This is a genomic window from Pedobacter glucosidilyticus (assembly GCF_002483235.1).
GTDB lineage: Bacteria > Bacteroidota > Bacteroidia > Sphingobacteriales > Sphingobacteriaceae > Pseudopedobacter > Pseudopedobacter glucosidilyticum_B.
Genome location: NZ_DLHN01000037.1, coordinates 1 through 25,785 on the forward strand (window position 1 = coordinate 1; position 25,785 = coordinate 25,785).

Here is a 25,785-nt window from a genome sequence, read left to right on the forward strand (position 1 = left end):
GGCTTCTTTCTTTTCCTTGATGAAAAGAAACAAAAATCAAGGCTGATGAATATTTGTAGTTTCGTCTAAATAAATCTTTATCCACAATCCTGAGTGGTGTGAATGGTTTTACTTAATGAAGGTTTTTACAACACCCCTCGGATTGTTTCCCCGATAGTGTTTTTATGAAAGTTTCTACAAAAGATTTATTTGACTTCACGTCCAAATCTTCATAGGCCGTCTTTCGTTCTTCGGAGAATATTATTTAATGATTAAAGGAAATTTCTAAATATCCGCTTTTCAAATCTTTTTACTTTATAATTTTGAATATGCAAAAGATTTATGGGTCTTTCCTGCCAAATCTTCATAGGCCGTCTTTCGTTCTTCAGTAAGTTTTGTTTAATAGGATTGGGAGTTCCTAAACATTCGCTCTTTAGGAGCTTTTTAATTTTTACTTTTGATTTTTAAATTTTTAAGTCTTTCTACTCTGCACTTTATACTTATAACTTTCTACCCTATTCACTGAAAAACCTTTTTCATAAAAGCGGTATTAGCAGAAAAATTATCCATTACTTTGGTAGGAAAACGGGCATCGCGGGAGCGTTCTATGACCAACCAGCCTTTCCAACCCATGGCGTCTAAAGTTTCTTTAACTTTAAACATATCTAAACGCTTATTATCTTGTAGCCATACGCCATCTTCATCTGTACAATGGATTTGGCAAATACGCTTTTTACCCAAGATTTTTAATTCAGTTATCAAATCTCTACCGGCTTTTAAGGGATTAGAGAAATTAAAATAGATTTGGATATGTTTAGAGCCTATCTCTTTCAACAATTTTTTCTCTTCTATAGCACTTAAAGAGGTTTCTATACCGATGATAACGCTAGCTTTTTTGGCCATAGTGCCTGCAACTTTTAATCGCTCTACAATAGCGGGTCTTAGCTCGGGGTTTTTAACTAAATCGCCTTGAACGCCTAAAGGAAGAAATGCTACTTTCACCTGCATCGCTTTCATGGTATCAATACAATCTTGAAGCATTTTTTGATAGGTTGGTCTGGTAGCAAAGGATTGTGCGTAAAAACCTGTCATGGCTAATGAGCAAATTTCTAATTGCAGCTCTTTAGCTTTTGCTAAGAAAGCTGCTCTGGTAGCTTCATCTGCGAGTTTATTATCAAAAGTTTCTTGGTTGCCTAATCCTCCCATATCTAGCTCTAGACCATCAGCGCCAATATCTTTGGCGAGTTGAAAAGCAGAGATTTTCTGACGCTTGAGAATCATCAAATCTATAACGGCTATTTTATAACGCTGTTTAGGTACATCGGCGAAAGCCAAAAGCCTTTGTGGAATACAAGCTGCAGTGGCTAAAATTCCTAATTGACCAATAAACTGACGACGATGAGACATGCTATTTTAGCTAAATTATTTGAACATTTTTTCTAATTGCTCGTAACCCATGATGGCGTTTTTAGGAAGATTTTCGCCTTTATCGCCAAAAACATATAGGGCTTCTTTTTTCTCTATGGTACAGCCAGACTCATCATAATGACCATTTTTATCTTGAACAGCTTTGGCATCTAGTTTAAACTGAGCGATTAAAAAATCGTAAACGGCTTTGCGCTTAGAGAAGCCAAAATCGTGTTTATCTTCTGGTAAATGAACGTTTTGTATTTGCGACGCTTTGCCATAATAGGCATACATTTTTTTGAGGTAAGGATAATCATGCTGTGGAAAATGGGCTGTCCAGTCTCCACCATCAGAGATAACCAGTTGAGGGTTTGGCGCCGTGATAGCAGCTAATTCTACGTTGTTAGTTCCTCCGCCGCAAAGGTGTACAGGCATACCGCTTTCGCAAGGGCAACCTCCATAAAAATAAGATGATAAAGACACTACCGGGATGCTTAAATTTATTCTTGGATCCATAGCGGCCATTAATACAGTTTGGCTACCGCCGCCAGACCCTCCGCAAATGCCTACACGGGTTTTATCAGCTTCTTTTAAACTCAATAAATAATCTAGTAATCTGATAGCGCCTAGAGTTTGTATCGTTTGAGCAAGACTTTTACGATGGTCTTCATACTTAAATTGCAAACCCGACTCGCCCCAACCAAATAAGTCATAACTTATGGTGATGGCTCCCATTTTGGCTATCATAGCGCAGCGGATTTGGCAATCTGCTCTGAAACGATGATCAAACCAATGTCCATCAGGACTTAAAATAACCGGCACTTTACCCTTCATTTTCAATGGCTTATAGATTGAACCATTAACATATAAACCGGGCATAATTTCTAAAGCGATGTTTTCTACGGTGTATCCATCCATCACTCTTTTTGGTGTAAGAATAGGCTTGCTTGAAGGCAATGCTGGCAAAGGAGACAGTTTAAGTGCTTTGTAAAGTTGTGGGCGAATAGAATCTCTGCGGATTTCCCAAGATTTTTTATCGCTATACAAAGCAGCCAATCTATCTAAATTATCCCAACCGTCTTGCACTTCCCAACGGTAATACTCGTACTCCTTAAGCTTATAAACTTTGTCTTTTTCTTTGTTGAGTTTTAAGTCGAGCGGTTTAAAAATATTGTCTAAAGTTTCCTCTAAGCTAGGTCTAAAGCGCCAATCGGCATAGCTTAGCCATTTATCTGCAACTTGGTTTTCGCTGTATTTAATCTTAACATCAAAGCGTCTTTCTATTCCTGTAATCACCTCTTTTAAAGGCTTTTTGTATTGATTATCGCTGTCTTGTTGCGCATACAGCGCCTGACAAACTACAAGAAGTATAAAAAGAATCTTTTTCATGATGAACTTATTGATTTTTATTGGCTAAGTTTTGTGCTTTCTCTTCTCTTCTTCCGGCAATCCATCCGCTGTAAAGCAAATTACGGTCTAGTGTTGGTTTAGGAAAAAACAAGCTGGCTAAGTAACCAACGCCTATCACAATGAGATGGCTGTAAACACCCAGCATTAATTTATCATGAGTAAAGTTATAATCGCCCATATCTAGCAATAAGAACTTCTCCTCGCCCAAACCAATTTTGGTAGAAGTTAAAAAAGCGTAGGACGTGAAAATGATACAAACGATGATAGCAATATTTACCCCTTGCCTATTTGCCCGGGCAGAGAATACACCGAGTAAAAATATCCCTACGATACCACCAGAGAAAATAGCGTATAAGGTAAAGATGATGCCTAAAACGCCTTCTCCACCTACATTGATGTAAATAGCGCCAATACCTATGGCTATAAAACCAGATAAAGCTACCATCCATCGACTAGCTAATAAGTATTCGTTATCTATTTTACCCGGACGAATTTTCTTATAATAATCCTCGATACCAACGGCTGCCAAAGAGTTTAAATCGGCACTTAAGCTACAAATAGCAGCAGAAATCATGGCGGCTAAAATAAAACCTACAATACCGCTAGGCAGCTCGGTCATGATGAAATATGGGAATACGCTATTGGCATTTACATCTGCCGGAAGGCTTTGCTGTTGATAATAAACAAATAAAGCAGTACCGATAAACATAAATAAAGACCAAACGGGTACGGTTAACAAAATCCCTAATAAAGATGCTCTGATGGCAGATTTATCTGACCTGGCGGTTAAATATCTTTGGATAACGGTTTGGTCTGTACCGTATTTTTGGATAGCATAAAACATCCCGTTAATAGCCATCACGATAAAGGTAAGTCGGGTAAAATCTATATCATAAGGACCAAATCCTGTTCTTCCGTTTGCAGATGCAACCTCCCAAATGGTAGATAAACCACCGTTAACAGAGAAGATTATCACCAATAAAACCAATATACCACTAGCAAAAAGCATAAACCCTTGGAAAACATCTAACCAAATAACAGCTTCTATACCACCCAATAAATTAACTACGATAATGATTACCCCCACTACCATAATTACCCAAAAGGTATTGAAACCTGTCATGCTAGAGAGTGCTACTGCTAATAGGTAAAATACCGTCCCCATACCAGAAAACTGCCTTAAAACAAAGGCTATAGAGCTGTAATAGCGAGCAAAAGAGCCAAAACGCTTCTCGAAATACTCATAAGTACTTAAACCAATGACTTTACGATATAAAGGAACAATAAACCAAATGGTACCAAGCAAAACAATGGGCACCATTAAGCCTTGCACCAATAATATCCAGTTGTTAGAAAAACCCTCGCCAGGATAACCCAAAAAGGTAACACTACTAATTAAAGTCGCTAATAAAGACATCCCAATGGCCCAAGATGGCACCCTACCTTTGGCAGAGAAATAAGCCTCGGTAGTTTTTTGGTTTCTGGCATAACGCAAACCAAAATAGAGGGTAATTAATAAAACGGCAATAATGATACTATAATCAATTATTCCTAGAACGGGTTTAGTCATTGTAATTGGTTAGTTGCTATGAGAAGTTTAGAACTTCCATATATTTTTTGTCCAGGTATAACTACCAGGCTTTAAAGTAATATTTATTTTTTGATCTTTCGCCATACTTCTGGTTAAACCTTGAGCAATTTCTTGAACCATCAGCAGGCGGTTAATCTTTAATTTATCTAAAATTGCCGATGCTGTAGCACCACCTTCTATCACCAATTCTTTAACCTTAACTTCTTGTAATACCAGATTTAAAACCTCTGCCATGTAGCTTTTGATAATTTCTGGCTTGGCTTCTTGTTCTTGTTCTAAAGTATTTACAGCAATAATAACCTTAGCTTTTGATTGTAAAATCTGGATAATCTCTTGCTGCCATTGCATTAATAAACTATCCTGATTTTTAACATCATGAGCTAAAGCAGCAGGCATATAACTTACCACTTCTTGTTGCTGTGCTTGTTTCACTAAGTTGATGCTCTTATCAAATTTACTACCGCAAACATAAATGATAGGGCTTTTAAGCATTAAACGCTCTTTTCTATTGACCGATAAATTGGTGAAACGTTGTGCTAATAAAGCGTTAAAAAATGCAGATGAGCCCGCTAAAGCCACATCATGATGAGTATGTTTTAGCCAATGATTAAAATCCTCTAAAATTTCTATATCGCCTATGGTTATTCCTATAGCTGCGAAATCATTTTCATGCTGTTGAATATGAACCGGAAAAACTGATGATGTTACCCTTAATAAATCTTTAACAGAAGCGCTCTTAGCAGGATATTCTGGATCATGCGCAAAGCCTGTTTCGTGTATAAGCTTCCCTTCTATCCAGTATTCACCGTTTTTGATGGTTCTACCTAAAGATGGATTAGCAGCTAATATCAAAGCTTTTCGCATGCCTAAAGCCAGCATTTGCTCTTCTATTTCAGCCAATACATGACCACGCAAAACAGAATCTATTTTTTTAAAAATCAGCTGTGGATTTAACTTTCTTAATGCTGTAAAGGTGGTTTTGATAATCGCTCGGGCTTGTTCTTCTGCTAAAGAACGGGTATTGGCATTTACCACAACAACATCGGCTTTTTTGGCAAATTGCAAATCAGAAACCACCTCTACCGTGAGGTTATACCTTAGCGCAATACCACCAATTTCTGCTGCTCCTGTTAAATCATCTGCAATAACGGCTATCATAAAATATAAAATGCTTTAGGATTGAACTTCTGCTTTTCTGTATGCTGCTAATTGTACAGCAGAGTTTATAGCTAAAGTCATGGCATCTGCACTAGCAATACCTTTACCGGCAATTTCAAAGGCTGTACCATGGTCTACAGAAGTTCTGATGATAGGTAAACCCATGGTGATATTTACACCTTTAACGCTATCCATTTGCTTTTTAAGCGGATTCCATTTGAAGCCAGAAAGTTTAAACGGAATATGTCCTTGATCATGATACATAGCTACAATACCGCCATAAAAGCCTGTTGCAGCTTTAGAAAATAAAGTATCTGCAGGTACTGGACCTTCTACATCATAACCTAAGGCTAAAGCTTGTTGTACGGCTGGTAAAATTTCCTCATCATCCTCGGTACCAAATAAACCAGAATCACCAGCATGCGGATTTAAGCCTGCTATACCGATTTTTAAATTCTTTTCGCCCAAAGAGATTAAGCCCTGATATAAAAGCTCTACAACTTCAATAATTCTTTCTTTTTTAACCAAATCGCAAGCCTGTCTTAAAGAAACATGGGTAGAAACATGAATTACCTTCATGTTATCTTCTACCAAAAGCATTGCGTATTTTTTGGTCTGAGTTAAATCGGCATAAATTTCTGTATGGCCAGCGTAATGATGACCAGCCTCGTTGATGGATTTTTTATTGATAGGCCCAGTTACGGTGGCATCAATAGCCCCTGCTAAAGCCAATTCTATGACTTTCTTAACTGCCTGAAAAGATGCTTCACCTGCCATAGCAGAGATAGCTCCAAATTCTAGCTTTTCTAAATCTACATTCTGAAGGTCAAAAACATCAAGCTTTCCCATTTCAAAACGGGCATCGGCCACGTTTTGTATAGGATTAATTTGTGCCATTAAACCTAATTTTTTAATGATATGCTTAAAAACTGCAGCGTCACCAACTAATAAAGGGCGGCAATAATCGTATATTTTAAAATCAAGAAGCGCTTTAACGGCAATTTCTGGCCCAATACTGGCAGGGTCGCCCATGGTAATTCCGATAATTGGTTTATGAGGCATGGCTTAATAAATTCAGGGTTATTTTTTCTCTTTTAATTAATTCGTGAAAACCTTTTCTCAGCTCGTTCTCTTCTGTTAAAGATAAACCACTAAGTGGAGGCATCATGGTACTTTCGCATAAGCCCAGTTCATTCATCAAAACTTTTAAAGCCCATAAAGACTCGCCCAAAGAACGGTCATGCTGGTATAAATGACCTAATCTGTCAGACTGGATTTGATAATGAAAAGCCAAATTGTAATCTTTTTGAAGGACTGCTTGAAACATTGCTGAATAAATAGATGGAGCTATATTTCCGGTACTTGGTACCAAACCGTCAGCACCGTTGATAAGCGCATGAGCAGATTTTGCTGCCCAACCTAAAAAATAACTAAAATCTGATCGGTTTTTCCAAAGGTTTAAACACTCGTCTAACCTTTTTTCACTACGTTCAGAATCTTTAGCACCAACAATACTAGGGTGTTGACTAAGTTCATCCATCAGCGAAAGCGGAATAGACATGTGTGTGGTTGCCGGGATATTATATACAATTAAAGGCCCGGGTATACCATCTGCTAGCTCTAAAAAATAGCGTTTCATTTGATCTTCAGACAGATGATAATAAGTTGGCAAAGTTGCCGCTACCGCATCTACACCTTCATCAAAACATAATTTTGCAAACTCTATAGAGTCTTCTACGATGTTAGATGATATACCCGCATACAGCTTTACATCTTTAGTTCTGATTTTTGCTGCTGTTTTTATATAATCTTCTTTGAAAGATTGCGGCAAAGAAGCAGATTCACCTGTAGTACCTAGTATAAAAGGCGAAGCATTGCTTTTATACAGGTGAGAAAAAATCCTTTCTACAGCCTCCTTATCCAGCTTATAATCATGCGCTAGTGGCGCTACAACCGGAACAATAGTTCCTTGAAATTTCTTTTCTGTATTCATGTGTTAATAAGCTGCTGTATAAATGGATATAGCATCCTGAAGGGTGATCTCTCTAGGATTGTTTTTTAATAATCGTTGTATTTGCATGGCGTCTTTTGCCATTTCGGTAATTTTATGTTTGGGTATGTTTAAATCGCTAAGCTTAGCCGGAATACCACAAGCCGCTATCAGCGCTTTGATTTTTGCAATTCCGGCGAGCGCCATTTCTTCATCATTTTCTTTGTTTTCGCAACCTAAAGCTTGTGCCACCTGCGCATATTTTTTAACTGCTGCTGGGTAGTTAAATTCCATCACATAAGGCAATAAAAGTGCGTTGGAAAGCCCATGAGGCAAATGAAACATGCTGCCTAAAGGATAGGAAAGTGCATGCACACCTGCTGTGTTTACTGGGCCTAAGCAGAAGCCGCCTAGTAAACTTCCCATAGCAACTTGTTCTCTGGCTGTTTTGTTTTCCCCGTCTTTTACAGCATCTACCAAATAGGCTGCTATTAAGCGCATCCCTTCAAAGGCATACATATCTATAAAAGGCTGAGCAAACTTATTGGTAAAGGCTTCTAGGCAATGGGTTAAAGCATCTAAACCTGTTGCTGCCGTAATACTTGCTGGTACGCTGATGGTTAATAATGGATCCACATAAACCATATCGGGCACTAAAAACGGACTGATGATGCCTTTTTTCTGACCTTCATCATCCACCAAAATAGCGTTTGGAGAAACTTCGCTTCCAGTACCTGAGGTTGCTGGTACACAAATCAATTTTATACTTCTGCCTTTGAGTAAGCCTATGCCTACAATCTCTTCTAAAGTTTGGGTATTGTCTAGTTGTGCAGCTATTAATTTGGCGATATCTAAAACGCTACCCCCACCAATTCCTAAAACTACATCGGCATTAAAATCTTTACATGATGCCAGCAAGTTTTTAAAATCTTGAAAAGTAGGTTCCTGGATAATACTGGTATCTATCTTAATAACTACTCCTGATTGCTCTAATTGCGCTTTCAAATCTGTTAACGTATTTAACAGTGGCTCTATCGTTAATAGCAATACTCTTTTACAAGAAAGTTGTAAAATTTCTTTGGTTAACTGTTGTAATGAGCCATTTCCGAAAACCAATTTACCCGGGAAATGTACGTTTAATAACTGCATTTAATAATTGTTATTTATTCTTCTTCTGGTTTAGTTTCTTTTAAAACAGGTGCTTCATAGCCTTTAAGTGCCGGCCACTGTCCGTTTTTTATTTTCTTTAATTTTAGTTTTGATGGATCTACCACCACATGTTTCATTTTTTCTCTTCGCCAGGTGTAAGCAAAATGTAAAAGACCATCTTTGGTTTGGATAACGGCTGGATAAGAATATTGGCTGATAGGCGAATCCTCTAAAATGAGTGCTGCTTTCCAGTTTTTACCATCCTTAGATACCGATACATTTAAAGGCGTTCTCGGGCCTTTTGCTAAATCGCCAGGAGGCAAAACATGGTTATAAACCAAAACATGCTGACCATTTTTTAGGGTTACTGCATCGGTTCCTGAATTGTTATTTGGCAAATTGGTTTTTGCTAAGGCTGTCCATGTTTCGCCATTATCGTAAGACCAAGCTTCTGCTAAAGCCCTATTTCTTGTTCTAGCTAAAATTTGAAGTTTGCCATTGCCATGATCTAGAATACTTGGCTGTATCACATTTAAACTATCTTTCCCGGCATCTAGCGGACCAATTTTTCTCCACGTTTTACCAAAATCAGCACTTACTTCAAAATGGACTTTCCAACCTTTGCCTTCTGTACTGCTGGCAGCAAATAAATTTCCGTTGCTTAATAAAACAGGTTTGTTTTTTACTGGGCCGATATAACCATCGGGCAGTTTTTGCGCTGCAGACCATGTTTTACCATGATCTTTTGAGCTTTTTAACATCCCCCACCATTCTGATGGTTTGGGGCCAACTTTATAAAACAACAATAAATCGCCACCCGGAATTTGATACAATACAGGATTCCAAGTTGGTAGTCTTTTGCCATCTGGCTGTACGCCATCTGCCGCAGATACTGGAGCTGTCCATTTACCATTTACCTGTCTGCTTACATATATTTCTACATCGGGATGGCGCTCTCTGGTACCACCAAAAAAAGCATAAACCAAGCCTTCTGGAGTTTCTGCTAAAGTGGCCGAGTGGCATGATGGAAAAGGCGCTTTATCGTAAATAAATTCATCTACTAAAATGCCTTTACGCCATTTTGCTTCTTGCGCATTTAGCTTTGTAACTCCAAAGCATACAAATAGGATGATGATATATCTTTTTAACATGGTTTTACTTTTTTGCTTCTGCTTGTTTCTTTGCTTTTTGGGCATTTACATAGTCTTTATACATTTGGCGCCAGTTTCTGCCATTGTTGTTTAGATACTGTTCGCATTTGTTTTTATAAATCTCAAAAATGGCCGATATCTGCTTCATGCTTTTATAATCAACAGCCATTTCGCGGGCTTCTTCCAGATTTTTTTGGATAAATGCTTCTTCCGTAGCCGTCATATTTGGTACAATGGCTTTATAACCTTTCATGGTAAAATCAACTTTACCGATGGTGTATTTATCTAAAATTGCGTTTACTTGCTCTGTAGATAAATCGGCTCTTAAACCTGTCATCAAGTTTTTATGTACACTATCAGGCATGGCAGAATCGGCAATAATTTGACGATGTAATTCGCTTAATTTTTCGCCTGTTACAGGATTTATCCCGGCTGGAACTGTACTTGCTGGGTGACTATTATGCCAATCTCTTACCGCTGTAAGATGCTTTGCAATAACCGCTTTTATACGATTTTCTTTGGCAGCATCATTTAAATTTAAACTAGAAACCCACTCGGCTGCTTTTTGCTCTTGCTCTGATTGAGCCATTACCATAAGTGGTAGCGCTAAACATAATAGGATGATATACTTAAGACTTTTCATATTAATTCACTTTAAAATGATAACTACCAGAAAGCACTTCGTATATAGCTCTGCCACCTTCTGTTTTGATGTATTTGATATTTTCTGAATCGGTAATTTTCTGATTTCCTTCTTTTACTTGTTGTTTATCCTTTACAGGGATGTAAACCCAAGCACTGCTATTTGCAGGAATTGTTATTTGCCAGCTAAATGCTGATTTTTCTTTCTTCCAATTGCTTTTAACCTCGCCATAAGGTGATTGGTAACTTGCATCTACCCAGTTTAACCCATTGATTTCTTCGGGTTTCATGATGATTTTTTTGAAACCTGTTTGTTGCGTATCAGCGCTGATACCTGCTAAACTTTCATAATACCAGATGAGCAAATCGCCCAGCATCATCACATGGTTTTGCGAGTTCATTTTTGGTGCAGCGGTATTGCCGTTCCATAGCTCCCAAATGGTGGTAGCACCATTTTTTAGCATATATCCCCAAGATGGATAAGTGGTATTGGTTGCTATTTTATAAGCTAAATCATTTCTTCCGATTTGAGTTAGCGTACGCATCAGCCATTGCGTACCCACCACGCCAGTACTTAAGTGTCCTTTGTTTTTATTTTCGATGATATCTACTACCTGAGCAATAACTTGCTCTCTTTGTTTGCCATCGGCTATACCAAAAGCAAGTGGTAAAAGATTATCGGTTAACTTATTAGCGCCGTAATAACCGTTTTTATAAAATTCCTGATTAAAGGCTTTTTTCATCTTTGCGGCCTCTTGCACAAAATACAAGCTATCCTGAGCGTTGCCAGTTAAGACACTAAACTTCGTCATGATGGTAAGCAAATGATAATAATAAGCCGTAGAAATTAAGGCACTTGGGTGTTTTTGATCAGCATTTACGCCACGACCATCTTCTGCAGTTACAGGCGGCTCGCACCAATCGCCATAGCTATCTTTGGTGATGATACCTTTATCGTTCATATAACGATCTTTCATATAAGAAAGCCACTTTTTAATAGCCGGATAATTTTGTTCTAACACTTTAACATCGCCCGTTTGGCGGTAAAGCATCTCGGTAACCAAGGTTAAAGTTGCTGGCCAGCTCACGTTATCGCTATAATATCTCCAAAAGGCAGGGGCAACATCTGGTATGGCACCATCTTCTTTTTGTGCGTATCTGATATCATCTAACCATTTAGCGTAAAATGTAGCATTGTCAAATAAAAAGCTCTCGCCGTAAGCACCCACGGTACGGTCGCCCAACCAAGGCTGGCGCTCATTACGTTGCGGACAATCAACCGGCATTCCTTTATAATTAGAGGCTATACCCCACCAAGAATTTTTATAAATCTGATTTAGTAAAGCGTTTGAGGATTGAAAAGTTCCTGCTGTAGCCATATCATCATAAACAAACCTACCTACAAAGCTTTCTTTATTTGGCTGACCTTTAAAACCTGTTACCTCCGCATAACGGAAACCATGATAAACAAATTTAGGCTCCCAAACTTCTGTACCTTTTCCATTTAAAATATAGGTATCCGTTACTTTAGCATCACGTAAGTTGGTTGTAAATAGTTCACCGTTACTTTGTAAAGATTCTGCAAAACGCATTTTAATGGTATCACCAATTGTACCTTGTACACTTATTTTCATCCAGCCAGAAAAATTCTGTCCAAAATCTATCAGATACTTGCCATTACCTTTTGGTGTGATGCTAACCGGATAAATATCTTGCATCACCTTCATTGGTGCTATTTTCTGAGCTTCAAACTTACCGCCTGGTTCTTGCACATACTCGGCTTTAAGCCATTCTTGATCATTAAAACCAGGTTGTGCCCAGCCTATCAATTCTTTTCTGGCATCGTAAACCTCACCATCATACTCGTTATTGGCTAGTAATGGGCCGTTTGCAGTACCTTTCCAACTTTCATCTGTTTTAATAATTTCTGATGTACCATCAGTATACTGCACATGGATCTGCATCAATAACTTAGGAAAACCGAAAGTTTTTACCTTGTAAGGCTTAGCCTGACGCATGGCATAATACCTGCCATTACCTAAAATTATACCGATAGCCTGTTTACCTTGTTTGATGTTGGAAGTAATATCAAAAGCATTGTATTGGATATTTTCCTGATAATCTGTTGGTGCAGGCGCTAAAACCTGATTGCCAATTTTTTGTCCGTTTACATAAAACTCATACAAACCTAAGCCCATGATGTAGGCTGTAGCCGATTTGATTTGCTTTTTTACCTCAAACTCTTTGCGTAAATAACGAGCGGATAGTCTCTGTTCCTCTTCATTATCCCATGGAAAATGACGGTCGAAACCTATCCAGCGGCCATTCCAAGCTTTATAATATAGTAAACCAATAGTCCAGTTAGCAGCTTCACTCCAAGCACTTTCGCCTTTATTTGTCCAAACTTTAACTTTCCAAAAACACTTTTCTCTAGCTTTTAAAGCTTTACCAGCATATTTTTGATGTAAAGACTCGCTAGAATTTATTTTACCAGAGTTCCATAAATCGGCATCTTTTTCTGTTAATTTATCAGGAGAAGAAGCTACTAAAACTTGCCAAGCAGTTTGCATAACCCCTCTTTGCTGACTAACAATTTGCCAGCTTAAGCGAGGCTGTGTATGGTCTATAGCTGTTGGGTTTTCTAAAGACTCGCATTTAAGCTTTTGTACAATAATTTGCGCAAAAGCTAGCTGAGCTGTACATAAACATAACAGCGTTACTATAAAAATCTTATGTGTTAACAGGCTCTTTTTCATCATTAATTTTTACCTGTAAAGTCAAAATATAAGGTCATATCCAAAGCTCTTTTAGGCTCTTTCTCGAAATCATAATAAATATGTTTCATCCCCATGGGGCCAGTAGTTTCTGGTTTTTGGGTTTTAGTTCCTATGGCGGCAATACCATTCATGAAAGAAATATCCCCGGAAGGGAAAGTCATTTGCATATTTTCCCATGTCGTATCTTTCTGTTTTTTAGGCGTAAACAACCTTAAAAAGATGTCTTCTTTATCTGTATAAACTTTAAAGCTTTGCTTTTTGGTGATGAATTTACACCAGTACATATTGGCGTAATAGCCTTTAAACTCAGGATATTCAAAAGGAATTTCTCCGGTTGAGTTATCATTATAGTCTTTTTTCCAAATACCGAATTGATTACCTTTCATTCGGTTTTTCCAAACGCGGTAAGGACCAAAACCCATAAACTCTACTCCTTTTATTTGTTCCTCTGGAAAAGAGAAATTAACACCTACATATTTGGTGAAATAGCTCTCAGGGAAATATTTAACCTGCATTTTCACCATTCCAGATGGGTAGATTGTCCACTGCAAAGTATTAAAGCTTTCCTTTTTATCAAATGATGAAGAGATGATGATGTTATCGCCGTCTTGCTTTAAGCTAAAGTTTTTGAAATTGGTAGCCCCCTCTTGAATAAAAGGTCCATTATTAAAAGGAATGATTCCTTTTTGATTTTGTACCTGTTCTAAAATCCCTGTTGTTTTATTGATGCTGAGCTGTAAATCGGCAACTTTTAAGATAAAAGCGTTTGCGTTTTCTTGAACTTCTACTTTATTTTTTGATAAATTGGCTAAGGCCGCTTTTAAAGTATTTTCTGGCCTAGTGATAGGGAAACTCCAAGTAAAAATTTCTTGTCCGTAAACGTCTTTAGCTGTTACATATAAAACATCAAAAGTGTTCCAATCTGTTGGCAAAAGCATTTGAAGCAAGCCTTTTTCTAAAGGTTTTAGGTTGGGAGCTTCAATTTTACCAGTTTTAATAGTATTTTCACCTTGTGTCGCCAATCGGCTTAATTTGAAACTGAAACTACATTGGTTGAGATTGGTAATATGGTAACGGTTTTCTACCGTTAATTTGCCATCAAAAGCAGGTGTGATTTCTCTTCGCTCTATAAAAACAGGCGACCATATTTCTTTAATAGCGTAAAAGCTACCTTCTTTTTCGTGATGCGGACCAACAATACCATCGGCACCGTGGTTACCATCAGTATCTAATATTCCATTTTTATCTGTACGTACTACGCCTTGGTCGGCAAAATCCCATAAAAAGCCCCCTGCCGATAATGGATTGCTCCACATGGCTTTCCAGTAATCTTCTAAGCCAGCACCATGCCCACCATCAAACATACCATGTAAAAACTCGGTTGGCATCACAATATTTCTACCTTGGTCGTAATTGCCAATACCATAATTATATTCGCGGTAATGCGTGGTTTCAAAACCTCCGTAAATTTCCCAAGGATGTATAACAGGCCTTTTTTGAATATCTAATTGGGTAAATAAAGCATCTAAATCGGTATTATGACCACCTTCATTACCGTTTGCCCAGAAAATAATAGATGGATGATTTTCATCTCTAGCGAACATCTCTTTCAGCAGTTTGGTACCTGTTGGGGTATCATAATGCCCATGCCAACCTGCTAATTCATTCATCACATATAAACCCAAAGAATCGCAAGCTTCAAGTAAATGACTATCAGGCGGATAATGTGCCATCCTGATGGCATTCATATTCATTTCTTTGATGAGTTTTACATCATTGATGCTGATGGTTTTACTGGTTGTTCTGCCAGATTCTGGCCAAAAAGAATGATGATTTACACCTTTAAACTTAATTTTTACACCATTGATATAAACGCCATCACGCTCTCTTAGCTCTACCGTACGAAAACCAATATTTTTACTGATTTGATGAACCAGTTTTGACCCATCATATAAAGAAAAAACAGCTTTGTAAAGGTTTGGAAACTCGGCCGACCATAATTTAGGCGCTTTAAAAGTAGTTTTAATCAAGTTTGAGTTACCTGATAAACTTTGCTGATGTTTGCCTAATTTTTCACCTGATTGATCAAAAACTTCTAAAACCAGTTTTTGGGCTTCGCCTTGATGTAAAAGTTTAGCCGAAAAAGAACCATCGGCTTTAGCGTCTATAGAAACTTGTTGAATATGCTGTTTTGGTAAAGCTTCTAAGAAAACAGGTCTAAAAATGCCCCCAAAAATCCAATAATCAGCCTCGCGTTCTGCGGCATTTATAGATTTATTTGTCGAATGCTTACTTACCGTTACTTCTAATACATTGCTTTCTTGAAACTTGATAAGCTCGGTAACATCATATTTAAACTGGTAAAAAGAACCTTGATGTATCTCTCCTGCTACTTTTCCGTTGATTTTAACTTCAGCATCGGTCATCACCCCATCAAAAACCAAATTGATTTTCTTGTTCTTCCAAGTATCGGCAACTGTGAAACTGTATTTATAAAGTCCCTTTTCTTTACCCTTGTTTACCTCTTTATTAAAGCCATAGTTGTATTTACCAAAGCCTTGTAACTCCCAATTTGAAGGTACGGCAATGCTTGTCCATTTGCCCGAGTTTGCACCATCAGTACAGAAAAAATCCCAATTTTTGGTATCTCCAAAACCAGTTCCAGAAAGCATCATCTTTTCTGTTTGTTGCGCAGCTAAACGAGCCGTTATCAAAAACAGAAAAATTGTAATGTATATGTTTAGGCTCTTGAACATGATTATTTGCTTAGCGCTGATGTTTTTAAAGAATGAATAAAATAAATGGCTTCTGCTACAGGATCTCCCGGATTTTTTAAATCATAATCCTGATCGGTTGGTGTATCTGCATCCGGGAAACGGCGAACTTCACCTGTTCTAAAAGCTACCCTACTAATTTCTGCTACCGGAGCAAAAAACAGCTTAGTCCCCTTGTCTTGTCCGTTTAAAAACAGCTTGTAAGAACGGGTTTTAGTATTTACATCTAATCTTAAAGTATAGGTTTTACCAGCCTCGTACTTAGCAATTCCGCTGTTGCGATAACCTGCTTTAGATTTTAGCTCACCATCAGCATCAATAATAATGCGTGTTGCGGCAATACCTTTTTGGTCTAGTAATTCTATGTGTAGTAAGCCTTTATCAGCCTGAGCCGCAGTAAAAGAAAACTCTATAGAAACTTGCTCTGCCGAAGGAATAACTCTTTCTACCTTAGCATAATCGTACAAATCTTTATCGCGTAAAGCCAAAGCTTTTTTACCGTTAGGTGCTTGCTCTATTTTTGCAGAAGCCCAAATTGGACTATAAATATTCCACTCCTTTAGTTCCTCGCCAGTTTTTAAATCTGCAAAAACATCATTTACAGGCGTTTCAACTTTATCTTTAACCGGAACTGGGATTTTAGCTACCCACATATCTTCTTTATTCATGCTGTAGCCTACCCACATATTTTTATCTGCCGGGATGCCGTTACCTTCTAAAATACCTCTCACATATTGCGGCCCATAAGATTTATAATTACCGCCGTAACGCATGGGCGATATCTCGCCATTAACCAATAACAAATTGTGATAATTTAAGCCATCATTACTTACAGATACAGCTAAAGGCCAACGGTATTCTGATGGATTGTAAACCGTAGCATACTTACCGTCTGATGTTTTTTGTCCCCATATTTTAGCATTACTATTTACAAAACCTGGTGCTCTTAAAGCATCATATAGCCAACTTTTACCGCCATTGTTACTGATACTGGTTAAAGCATGTTTCCAAAAACCAGCAATTCTGCCATCGGGCAAGGTATAATAGCTAAAAGCTTTGATAGCTCTTTTATAAGGTACTAGCGGGTCGTTTCTATCTGCTTCTTCTGACCATTGCTGCATCATTAAAGGCTTAGAAAGTAACTCGTTACAAGCAGCAACAAAGCCTTTGTCTTTGCTTTTAGTGTAGAAAGGATATTGCGCTAATTTGGTATTGAAAGAAGTGTTAAAACGGATGAAATGGATAGGTCCGTAAGTACCATCTTTATAAACTTCACGTACTACCCGGCCAATACCATTACCATCATTAGGGTCGTCTTTGGCATCTAAAGCCACACCATAATAACCTAAAACCAACAATCTGTTACTCGTACTTACATAAAAGCCCATGCGTTGGTGCATAATGGCATACAAATCTTTTGCCTTACCGGGATGATTGGGTTTAGTAAAACCGTCAGGTACTTTGTATGGTGGAAAAACTATTACTGGTGCCGACCATTGGTAGCCATCTTTTGAGGTTTGCAATAGGGTTTTACCTTCTGCAATATGCTCGCCCACTGGGTTACTTAAATACTGCAAAAAGAAAGTATTATTCCAATAAGCCAACATGGGTTGGTGGTTGTAAGTAAAATTATGGCCCGCATTATATTCTAGATGCGTTCTATTTGCTCGCATCACTTGTATGTTGTGTACACCCACCGCCGGACTTAACTGCCCATGATGATAATCTACATTAGAAAGTGTTTTTCCAATATATTTCACTGTGTCTTGCTGGGCTAGCAGACTAGAAGTGCTTAATGCTACGGCTATACAGGTTTGGATGATTTTCATATTAATTCTTTTCGGCTTTTTTGATGATGGCCTTTAGATGTTTTGCTTTGGCTTTAAAAATAGTCCCGTGTTTGTGCCCCTCTGGCATTTTAATTTCAGTATCGATGTTTTTAAAGCTTTTGAAATCTTGTGTGCTTACTGCTGAATATTTTTTAGCTCCGTAAGAGTCATAATAAATTAGCCAGTTGTTTCCTGCTTTTACTACCGATGGGCCTTCTGTTAAATAAGGTGTAAAAGCATCAGATACTTGGTTATAAGGCCCTAAAGGATGCTTTGCAAAAGCCACTTTCATGTTTCTGTTTGGGCGTGTGTTATCTTTCAAAACCAAAACATAATCTTGTTGAGCTCTTTTTACAATGACAGCATCTATGACACTAAAACCAGGGTCTATAAATAATTTTGTTGGTGTAAAAGTTTTAAAATCTTTGGTGGTAGTGTAGTACATCCGGTGGTTGTTTTGCTCCTCTTCTACTCCTTTTTCAAAACGGTAAGGGATAGTAGAAGCCCAGATGATGATAAACTGCTTTTCCTCATCATCATAAAATAACTCTGGTGCCCAAACATTTACCGTAGTTTCCTCGTGTTGCATAACTGGAATAAATTGCTGTTCCGACCAAGTCACTAAATCTTTAGAACTGGCATAACCAAAACCTTTATCGCCTTTCCAACTGCTTGTCCAAACTAAATGATAGATACCATCCGGACCTTGTACAATTGAGGGGTCTCTCATTACTTTCTGCGACCCGATTTCTGGTTTTAAGAAAACCTGATTTAAATCTTCCCAATGGTAGGCATCTTTACTGTAAAGCAAACGTAAACCATCTGTTGCAGGCTCATGAAAGGAAGAAAACATATAAACCTCTGAGCTGCAAGAAGAAAAAAGTAAAAGTAGGAGGAATAAAAGCCTCACCCTAAATCCCTCTCCGAAGGAGAGGGACTTCCATGGTTGCCTGTCTAATTTCCTTATATGGTTAATTCTTTGCATGGTTTATTTTTATCAACTATCTATTGCTCTCTTTACCTAGTTCTTTACACTTTGTACTTTCTACTCTGTACTTTTATACTTTCTACTTTATAATCTCTAAAACCAACACCCAATCATTACCTGCTTTTTCATCCCCCGGAGGGTTAAACTCTTTTACGCCTTTATTTTCTACTTGAGCTTCTTCTTTGTATTTACCATCGCGTGGGTTAAACCAAGAGACTTTCACCTCATCACCTTTTATTTTACCCATATTGATTTTCATATTTCTACCGGTATAGGTATAAATCATGGCGTAATCATCTGCTCTGGTAGCTATCAATCGGTTATATTTTTCTCCGTTTTCTGCAATTAGACTTTGGTCTGGAATACGGTTGAAATAAGGTTTAGAAAGCATTAAATTTTTAAGATGAACCATTTGCTTAGCTCCAGGTGCATGAATAGCCTGATTCCATAATTCTTTTGAACCATAAGCGCTTGTAGAATCTGTCTTTTGATGCATTTGCATTACAGAGTTATGACCATAAGTATAGCCAAAAGCACCAGCAAAAACCGACCAGTAGCCATATCGGCGAACATCAGCATCTGTCCAACGTGGCTCTAAAGTATCGTGTAAACCTTGCGGGATACCCTCATAAGAAGGTTCACCATCGATGGTAGGTTTAAGCGGACTTAATTTTAAATCGGCTTCCATAAACTTCCAATTGTCTTCGCCGTAATGTTTTACTTCGTTCTTAGATGTATCTTGATCATACCTTCTATGGCCAGATTGCACCATATTAAAATCTAACCAGCTCTCCTTATGGAACCAATCAGATGAAGCTGTTCTTCCTCTTGGATGAAATGTGATTAAATGTCTATCATCATAAGCTCTTAAGGTTTCTCCTATTTTCTTCCAAACGGCTAAAGAATCGCTGCCTTTAATATCGCCGCCGTTTAACCAAATGATGTTGTTATAGTTTTTATATCGCTGAGCTAAAAATTTGGCGTATTGTTCTGCTTGTGCAACACTCACTTTTCCATCTTTCACATTGGTACCCCAAACAGGAACTAGAGCCATATAAATTCCTTTTTCGTTTGCTTTATCAATAATAAAATCTAAATGATCCCAATAATCATAAGCTAAAGAATCTTGAGGATTGTTACCAGCAGTTGTATCTGGTGTAGCTACATTAGCATTTACCAAAGAAGAATCTCCATAAGTATTTACAGACGGAACGGTATGCAAAACCATTGCCTGCACCACATTAAAACCTTTTTGCTTACGGTCTTCCAGATAAGTTTCTGCCTCTGCCCTGTTTAGTTTATTGAATAATAACCAACCCGTATCTCCTAACCAAAAGAAAGGTTTACCATCTTCTGTCATTAAATACCTTTTGTTTTCAGATACCTTAAGCAGCTGCACACCATGATATTCTTCAGTAGTTTTACAGGCTGTAAATGCCAATGCTATCAAAAAAACAATATTTATGATTTTCTTCATCGTATTTTATTTTTTCTTTATCCAAACCACAACATTACTTTTTAAATCTTCTGTTTGGATGGTTTGATGGTTAATCTTTATAGTATTTTGCTTTAAAATTTTCCCGCTTTGTGGACTGATATAGCTTAACAAATAAGTTCCTTTCTCAAGCTTTACTTCTGCCGAACTGTTTTGGTAAACAATAGCTGATGATACATTAGCCAAAGTATAAACGTCTTTTTGCGTTTGTGGCTGTGGTTTCATGGTGGCAGCATCTTTCAAGAAATTTTCATCAGCGATAAGAGGCAAATCGGCCAGAGAGCCGCCAGCCATGAATACCGCCCAGCCCATTCTATCATAATTACCTGCATTATAAATTACTGCTTTATCAGGAAATTTGGAACGATACTCGGCCACAGCCCTATAAACCTGCTCGAAAGAAGATTTTCCTACTTTAGTTAAACGAGCATGCTGTCTTGGCGCTAAATTTTGTCCTCCTTTTGGCGCATAAGCCATACCGTTTTCTTGGTAAAACCAATATCTGATATCAATAACATCAACATATTTAGAACGCTCTGGATCAGCCAGAATCTCGTCTTGTACATCTTTAGTAGCACTTAAACCAATGATGGGATGTTTACCCGTTTCTAATTCCCATTCTTTAATAACATCTAGCCAAAAAGCTACAAAATGAGTTGGCCCGGTATACTCGGCACTGGTAAGTTGTATCACAGAGGAATTATCCTTAAAATTCTCTAGACACTGGCGAATATAGTTTCGGTGTAAAGCTCTCCTTACGGGATGATTCACATCGTAAAACTGCTCTGCCATGAAAATACGCTTATCACCAGCATAAGGTACAGGCTCTGGAAAACCCGTGTTATTGATGTTATTTGCTGGTCGCCATGGGAAATCTGCATAATGCGCCCCTGCTTCTAAAATATTATGTTGGAAATAATTTTGATGCAAAAGTACCAGACCTTTTTCATCTGCAAGGTTGGCAAACTGCTGTAATCTACCCCAGTACCATTTATTAAAAGTAGTTAAGTCGTATTTACTTAGACCATCCCAAGCAGTTCCTTGTCCGCTGCGAGCAAAAGGCTGCTCGTAAAACGGAGGCCAAACTTCGCCATCCATTCTTCTTACACGCTGGTGATCATCTCTCCTACGCTCGTACCATAAACCGTAGTTATGATCCATAGCAACTACATTTTTTTGTTGCATATTGGAGGTAAGTTCCTCCAAGTCATCGGTTAAACCAGTACCAATTTCGCCGGGTACAAAACGAGTAATATGCGGACGCATTTTATCTATTGCGTAAGGTCTTGCACTGCCAGACCACCATTGTATATCTTGCTTAGCGCCAGTTAAAAGCTTATTTTGATAAATGATAAAACCGTTTTTCACCTGCATATCACCTACTTTAGGGCTTACTTTAGCGATAACTGGTTTTATAATTTTAGCGCCATTAGCTTCGGTACTTATCGGAGTTCTTGAACCAGCATCATCAATAAACTGACTTAATTGTAAAACAAGTTTTGCTGCTAGCTGTGTTAATGCTAAAGCCGTTTCTATAGAAGGACTTGAAGATGCTTCTGATGCTACAGGTAATAAAAATTTTCTGGCTGTTGCCGATTTTCCTAAACGATCTTCTAACTGTGCATAATAAAAACTTCTTGGGTTTACATGTTCATTAGACATATCCCAAAAACCATCTCCAGCAAATTGTGCCCAAGTACCAAAAGCCCAATTTTGAGCTGTTGGTGGTTGCTCGTTATACACTTTAGCTGCACTACATTGCCAGAAAAGACTGTTAGCAGCTGTCCATCCTGCACCTTGCCCATCTTGTCCTCTATTTGCAAAACTTAAAGCTTGTCCATCTATATTCATGACATCAAACAAAGCTCCTGAAGCCCAGCTATCTATAGCTCCACTGAAGCTATGAGGATTTACAGCTTGGCATTGTACAAAAGCATTTGGCCCTGCCGCCATAAAACCTACGGCAAAATCATGGTAACCAAATTCAGCATATAATCTTTGAAATAATGTTTGTTGGCCTTTGGTGTAAAAAGTATTTCTACGCTCGCCACCAATTTCAGAAACTGGTGCTAAAGATTTACAATCTTCTACCGTTACGCGTTTACTGTTTTGATTTACATAAACCGCAGAACCTGCAAAGTGCTTGAAAGTGATTTGTCTTACCCAAACATCGGCTGCATTTTCTATGTTGATAGCATTCCAGCGGTGGTCTTCGTCTTTTTTATTTTGTTGATTGTAATCTGATACTAATTGTAAATTTTCTATTCCGACATTGGTTATACGGCCATTCCACTGGTATTTGGCCACCGTAGCTTGTCCAAATTGTTTATCTAAAGCTGTAGTAATAGGTGCATCAATGGTGATGTTATTACCATTGATAGCTGTAATTTTTCTATCCCAAAAAATATCTCTTTGACCTGGCTTCCATCCCAAACTGCTTAAACCTCCACCAAAAGTTATGGCATTTAGTTGAGTTATCCATTCTTGAGTAGATGGGCGATGGATGATGATTTGATTTCCTACTTTAAAAGAGCTAGCATCAGCAACTTTAAACTGAAAAGCATTTACAGGAACGTAATCATCACTAACATTTACAGGTGTTTGTTTTACCTGATCTTGAAGACCAACAACACGAACCAAAATCTCTCTGTTTGTGCCTTTTCCTAAGATGGTAGTTCCGTTTTCTACACTACCAAAACCTCTTAAAACAATACCAGAAGCGTTTATTTTAATAGTCCCATAAACCTGATAAACACCTTTTTGTAGTAAGATAGCACCTCTAAATCCATTTTTATCCAAAGGTAATTTAGCAACTTCATCTATAGCCGCTTGGATGGTAGCAGTTGCATCGCCTTCTATATGAGGAACAATAATTTTTGTTGCAATTTGAGGAATAGCTTTTTCGCCTGCCTGATAACCGCTGTAAGAATAATCAGGAATACGATTACCTAGAGCATCTGGAGTATAGGCTAATTGCCCATCTTTCTGAAGATATACCGGAGGTTTCGGAGCCTCTTTCTTTTGTGCTTCAACACCTAGTGGAGATAATCCTAAAAACAAATAAACACCTAAACTACAGAAGTTTAAGCTATAACTAGATACACCGAGTTGAAGTATTTTATTAAGCAAAGTTATTGTCATTTAGGTTTGATTTATGTCTAAAAAAATTGTTGAAGCAAATTACTCATTTAGGTCAACAGATATATTTTTTAAGATATAAATTGGATTTTCTAATACAAATTTAATGGTTAAAGCACTTTTATTTTTGTAGTATTTTCTCTATGTCTTATATGATTTTGCCATAGGCGATAAAATATGATGAATCATCAAAAAAAAGTGATTGTTATTTATAAAAAAGACATAATCTCATCAAATTTTTATTCTTATGGAAAGAACATCAAGTATTTACTATAGCAATTTTATACAAAAAAGAGGAGATACTGATGGGCAGTTCTCCTCTTTTATAAGCCAACCAAAATACCTAAAGTATGAGGTTTATAAATTCTTAGTGAAACCACTCGACTAAGAAAGCTTTTTATTAACTTTTATTACTGAGCTTAACCATCTTGGATAAATAGTACATCAATAAACTATAATGAAAATTTTAATATAAAATTTTTAAGTTTTGAAACCTTTTAAGCTCAAGTTAAAGACTTTGAAAAAATGATCCTCTTTAATAAGGTGTTACATTCTTAATATCAACTACACTATTTAAATAAACCTCTATGTTTGAATAACCCGATGCAGTAATTTTACTAGCATCAGAAGCGTCTTTAGGATTTAAGCCATTTTTAGCTTCATAATCATCTGGCATACCATCTTGATCACTGTCTTTGTAGGGTTTACCTTCATATTTTGGATAGCCACCAACCTGACTGATATCGGTAATGATACCACCTTTATAAGAATCTTTTGGTAATCTACGATGTTTAAAATCAGCTTCAGGGAGCTTTACATCTTTTATGTATTCTATCTCACCTGTTCTCACTTGTTTCACAATTCTGGTATCAACTGGGTCTCTTTTGGGTAAAGTAGCACCTGCATTATCTAATACATAGCTGTATGCTTGTTGTGCCGGAATAATGGTCATTTTAGGCATTGGTAAAGGCTTTTGAACTCGCATGGCAGCAAAGTAGGGCTTTGCTTCATCATAAGTCATAGATTCGCCTTTTTTATTCTCTAACTGTATCCCACCATCCCAGTTATTTTGGGTTACTTTAGTATTTCCTTCCACAATATTTCCCTCAACATGCGCTCTTCCGAAAACAACATAAGGCAACTTACTACGACCAGATTCTGGCTTTAAAATACGGTAACCTATAGGCTGAGTTTTTGGTGTTAAAGGGCCTGGTTTAAAATAGTTATTGATGATATTGTATTGTGCTGTATAATCGCCACCATCTATGGAACGATGTACCCAGTTAAACATCACATTATTAGCGAAATTAAAAATACCATTCCAACCAATTGATGGATTTCTTGCAGCATTATCTGCCCAAAGATTTCTTACAAAAGCACAATTTTCTCCGCCTAAAGTACTACCAAAAGCATGGTTCCAAGTGTCTAAGGCTTCAGAAAAAATGGAGTTTTGGATGGTGATGTTTACTGTACCTAATTTAACTTCTGGCTTACCTGTACTATCGTTATACATGTGGCGATACATAGACATGTTTTCATCTAATCCCCAACTTGCTGATACGTGATCTATCATGATATTTCCTACCGGATTACCACCAATAGCATCATCTCTTCTACCCACATAGGTTTCACCTCTTCTAAAACGCATATATCTAACCACTACATCGTGGGTGTTAATCCAAACTGATTCGCCAGCAACACAAACACCATCTCCAGGAGCAGTTTGACCTGCTATGGTAATGTACGGTGCTCTGATGATTAAAGGAGTTTTTAATCTGATGATGCCTGCTACATTGAAAACTACTATTCTGGCACCACCTTGCTCGCAGGCCCAACGTAAAGAACCGGGGCCACTATCATTAAGGTTAGTAACCACATAAACTTTACCGCCACGACCACCAAAAGCATAAGCACCGCCACCTTCTGCACCAGGGAAAGCTAGAATATCTGCCTGTGGTAAATCTGTAGGACGACCTGCCCAAGGAATATAAGGTTTTCCTTCTTTTGCCTCTTGCTCTATAATAGGTAGTGCTTTTTGCCAAGCTAAATCAGATTGCTTGGTAGCTTGCTTCATTAATTCTGCCGTTGCTTTTTGTACATCGTCTGGTATGCTTGGGTATTGCGCTTTTACTTGATAAGTAGTTAACATAACTGCTGCCCCCAGCAGGGTAGACTTCATCAGTTTCTTCATTTGATTAATTTAATTTAGGAAAATATACGATGTTGATAAAGTATAATATTTCAAATTTAAAGATTAATGTATGGTCCTATTTATATCATGTTTACAAATTATTATATGATTTTATC

Annotated in this window: 16 protein-coding genes; all 16 read right to left on the reverse strand. The window is 37.7% G+C overall.

The genetic code is table 11. The features are described from left to right. Nucleotides 1–498: 498 nt before the first annotated feature. The 16 genes from B2745_RS15375 to B2745_RS15450 all read right to left on the reverse strand — a co-directional run bounded on the left by B2745_RS15375 (nt 499) and on the right by B2745_RS15450 (nt 25,669). A complete protein-coding gene (locus B2745_RS15375; protein WP_304068451.1) occupies nt 499–1,386 on the reverse strand; it encodes a sugar phosphate isomerase/epimerase family protein in 888 nt (295 codons plus the stop codon). A 15-nt stretch (nt 1,387–1,401) separates the two neighbouring features. Next, the gene (locus tag B2745_RS15380) at nt 1,402–2,775 is read right to left on the reverse strand and encodes a DUF4974 domain-containing protein (RefSeq protein WP_304068454.1); all 1,374 of its coding nucleotides are present in this window, start codon (nt 2,773–2,775) and stop codon (nt 1,402–1,404) included. Nucleotides 2,776–2,782: 7 nt separating this feature from the next. Next, nucleotides 2,783–4,366 carry a sodium:solute symporter gene (locus B2745_RS15385; protein WP_304068457.1) on the reverse strand — a complete coding sequence of 528 codons (1,584 nt, stop codon included), beginning with the start codon at nt 4,364–4,366 and terminating at the stop codon, nt 2,783–2,785. A gap of 27 nt (nt 4,367–4,393) precedes the next feature. Further along, nucleotides 4,394–5,545 (reverse strand): four-carbon acid sugar kinase family protein, encoded by a 1,152-nt coding sequence (locus B2745_RS15390; protein ID WP_304068460.1) that lies wholly within the window; start codon nt 5,543–5,545, stop codon nt 4,394–4,396. A gap of 15 nt (nt 5,546–5,560) precedes the next feature. Further along, nucleotides 5,561–6,607 carry a 4-hydroxythreonine-4-phosphate dehydrogenase PdxA gene (gene pdxA, locus B2745_RS15395; protein WP_304068463.1) on the reverse strand — a complete coding sequence of 349 codons (1,047 nt, stop codon included), beginning with the start codon at nt 6,605–6,607 and terminating at the stop codon, nt 5,561–5,563. Further along, on the reverse strand, nt 6,597–7,538 hold the full coding sequence (locus B2745_RS15400) for a dihydrodipicolinate synthase family protein (protein ID WP_304068467.1): 942 nt from the start codon (nt 7,536–7,538) through the stop codon (nt 6,597–6,599). The genes pdxA and B2745_RS15400 overlap by 11 nt, the downstream gene beginning before the upstream one ends. Nucleotides 7,539–7,541: 3 nt before the next feature. After that, complete coding sequence (locus tag B2745_RS15405) at nt 7,542–8,684, reverse strand: iron-containing alcohol dehydrogenase (RefSeq protein ID WP_304068470.1); 1,143 nt, start codon at nt 8,682–8,684, stop codon at nt 7,542–7,544. A gap of 14 nt (nt 8,685–8,698) precedes the next feature. Continuing rightward, nucleotides 8,699–9,835, reverse strand: coding sequence for a sialidase family protein (locus tag B2745_RS15410; protein ID WP_304068472.1), 1,137 nt, complete (start codon nt 9,833–9,835; stop codon nt 8,699–8,701). Between the two features lie 4 nt (nt 9,836–9,839). Then, on the reverse strand, nt 9,840–10,478 hold the full coding sequence (locus B2745_RS15415) for a DUF3826 domain-containing protein (RefSeq protein WP_304068474.1): 639 nt from the start codon (nt 10,476–10,478) through the stop codon (nt 9,840–9,842). Between the two features lies 1 nt (nt 10,479). Beyond that, the gene (locus tag B2745_RS15420) at nt 10,480–13,236 is read right to left on the reverse strand and encodes an alpha-L-rhamnosidase (RefSeq protein WP_304068477.1); all 2,757 of its coding nucleotides are present in this window, start codon (nt 13,234–13,236) and stop codon (nt 10,480–10,482) included. Then, nucleotides 13,236–16,010, reverse strand: coding sequence for a glycoside hydrolase family 2 protein (locus B2745_RS15425; RefSeq protein WP_304068480.1), 2,775 nt, complete (start codon nt 16,008–16,010; stop codon nt 13,236–13,238). The genes B2745_RS15420 and B2745_RS15425 overlap by 1 nt, the downstream gene beginning before the upstream one ends. A gap of 2 nt (nt 16,011–16,012) precedes the next feature. After that, the gene (locus tag B2745_RS15430) at nt 16,013–17,857 is read right to left on the reverse strand and encodes a six-hairpin glycosidase (RefSeq protein ID WP_304068482.1); all 1,845 of its coding nucleotides are present in this window, start codon (nt 17,855–17,857) and stop codon (nt 16,013–16,015) included. A gap of 1 nt (nt 17,858) precedes the next feature. Continuing rightward, nucleotides 17,859–18,842, reverse strand: coding sequence for a glycoside hydrolase family 43 protein (locus B2745_RS15435; RefSeq protein ID WP_304068484.1), 984 nt, complete (start codon nt 18,840–18,842; stop codon nt 17,859–17,861). An 82-nt stretch (nt 18,843–18,924) separates the two neighbouring features. Beyond that, nucleotides 18,925–20,322 (reverse strand): glycoside hydrolase family 140 protein, encoded by a 1,398-nt coding sequence (locus B2745_RS15440; protein ID WP_304068487.1) that lies wholly within the window; start codon nt 20,320–20,322, stop codon nt 18,925–18,927. 6 nt (nt 20,323–20,328) lie between these two features. Further along, nucleotides 20,329–23,481 carry a DUF6298 domain-containing protein gene (locus B2745_RS15445; protein WP_304068490.1) on the reverse strand — a complete coding sequence of 1,051 codons (3,153 nt, stop codon included), beginning with the start codon at nt 23,479–23,481 and terminating at the stop codon, nt 20,329–20,331. A 532-nt stretch (nt 23,482–24,013) separates the two neighbouring features. Then, nucleotides 24,014–25,669 (reverse strand): pectate lyase family protein, encoded by a 1,656-nt coding sequence (locus tag B2745_RS15450; protein WP_414691939.1) that lies wholly within the window; start codon nt 25,667–25,669, stop codon nt 24,014–24,016. Nucleotides 25,670–25,785 lie beyond the last annotated feature (116 nt).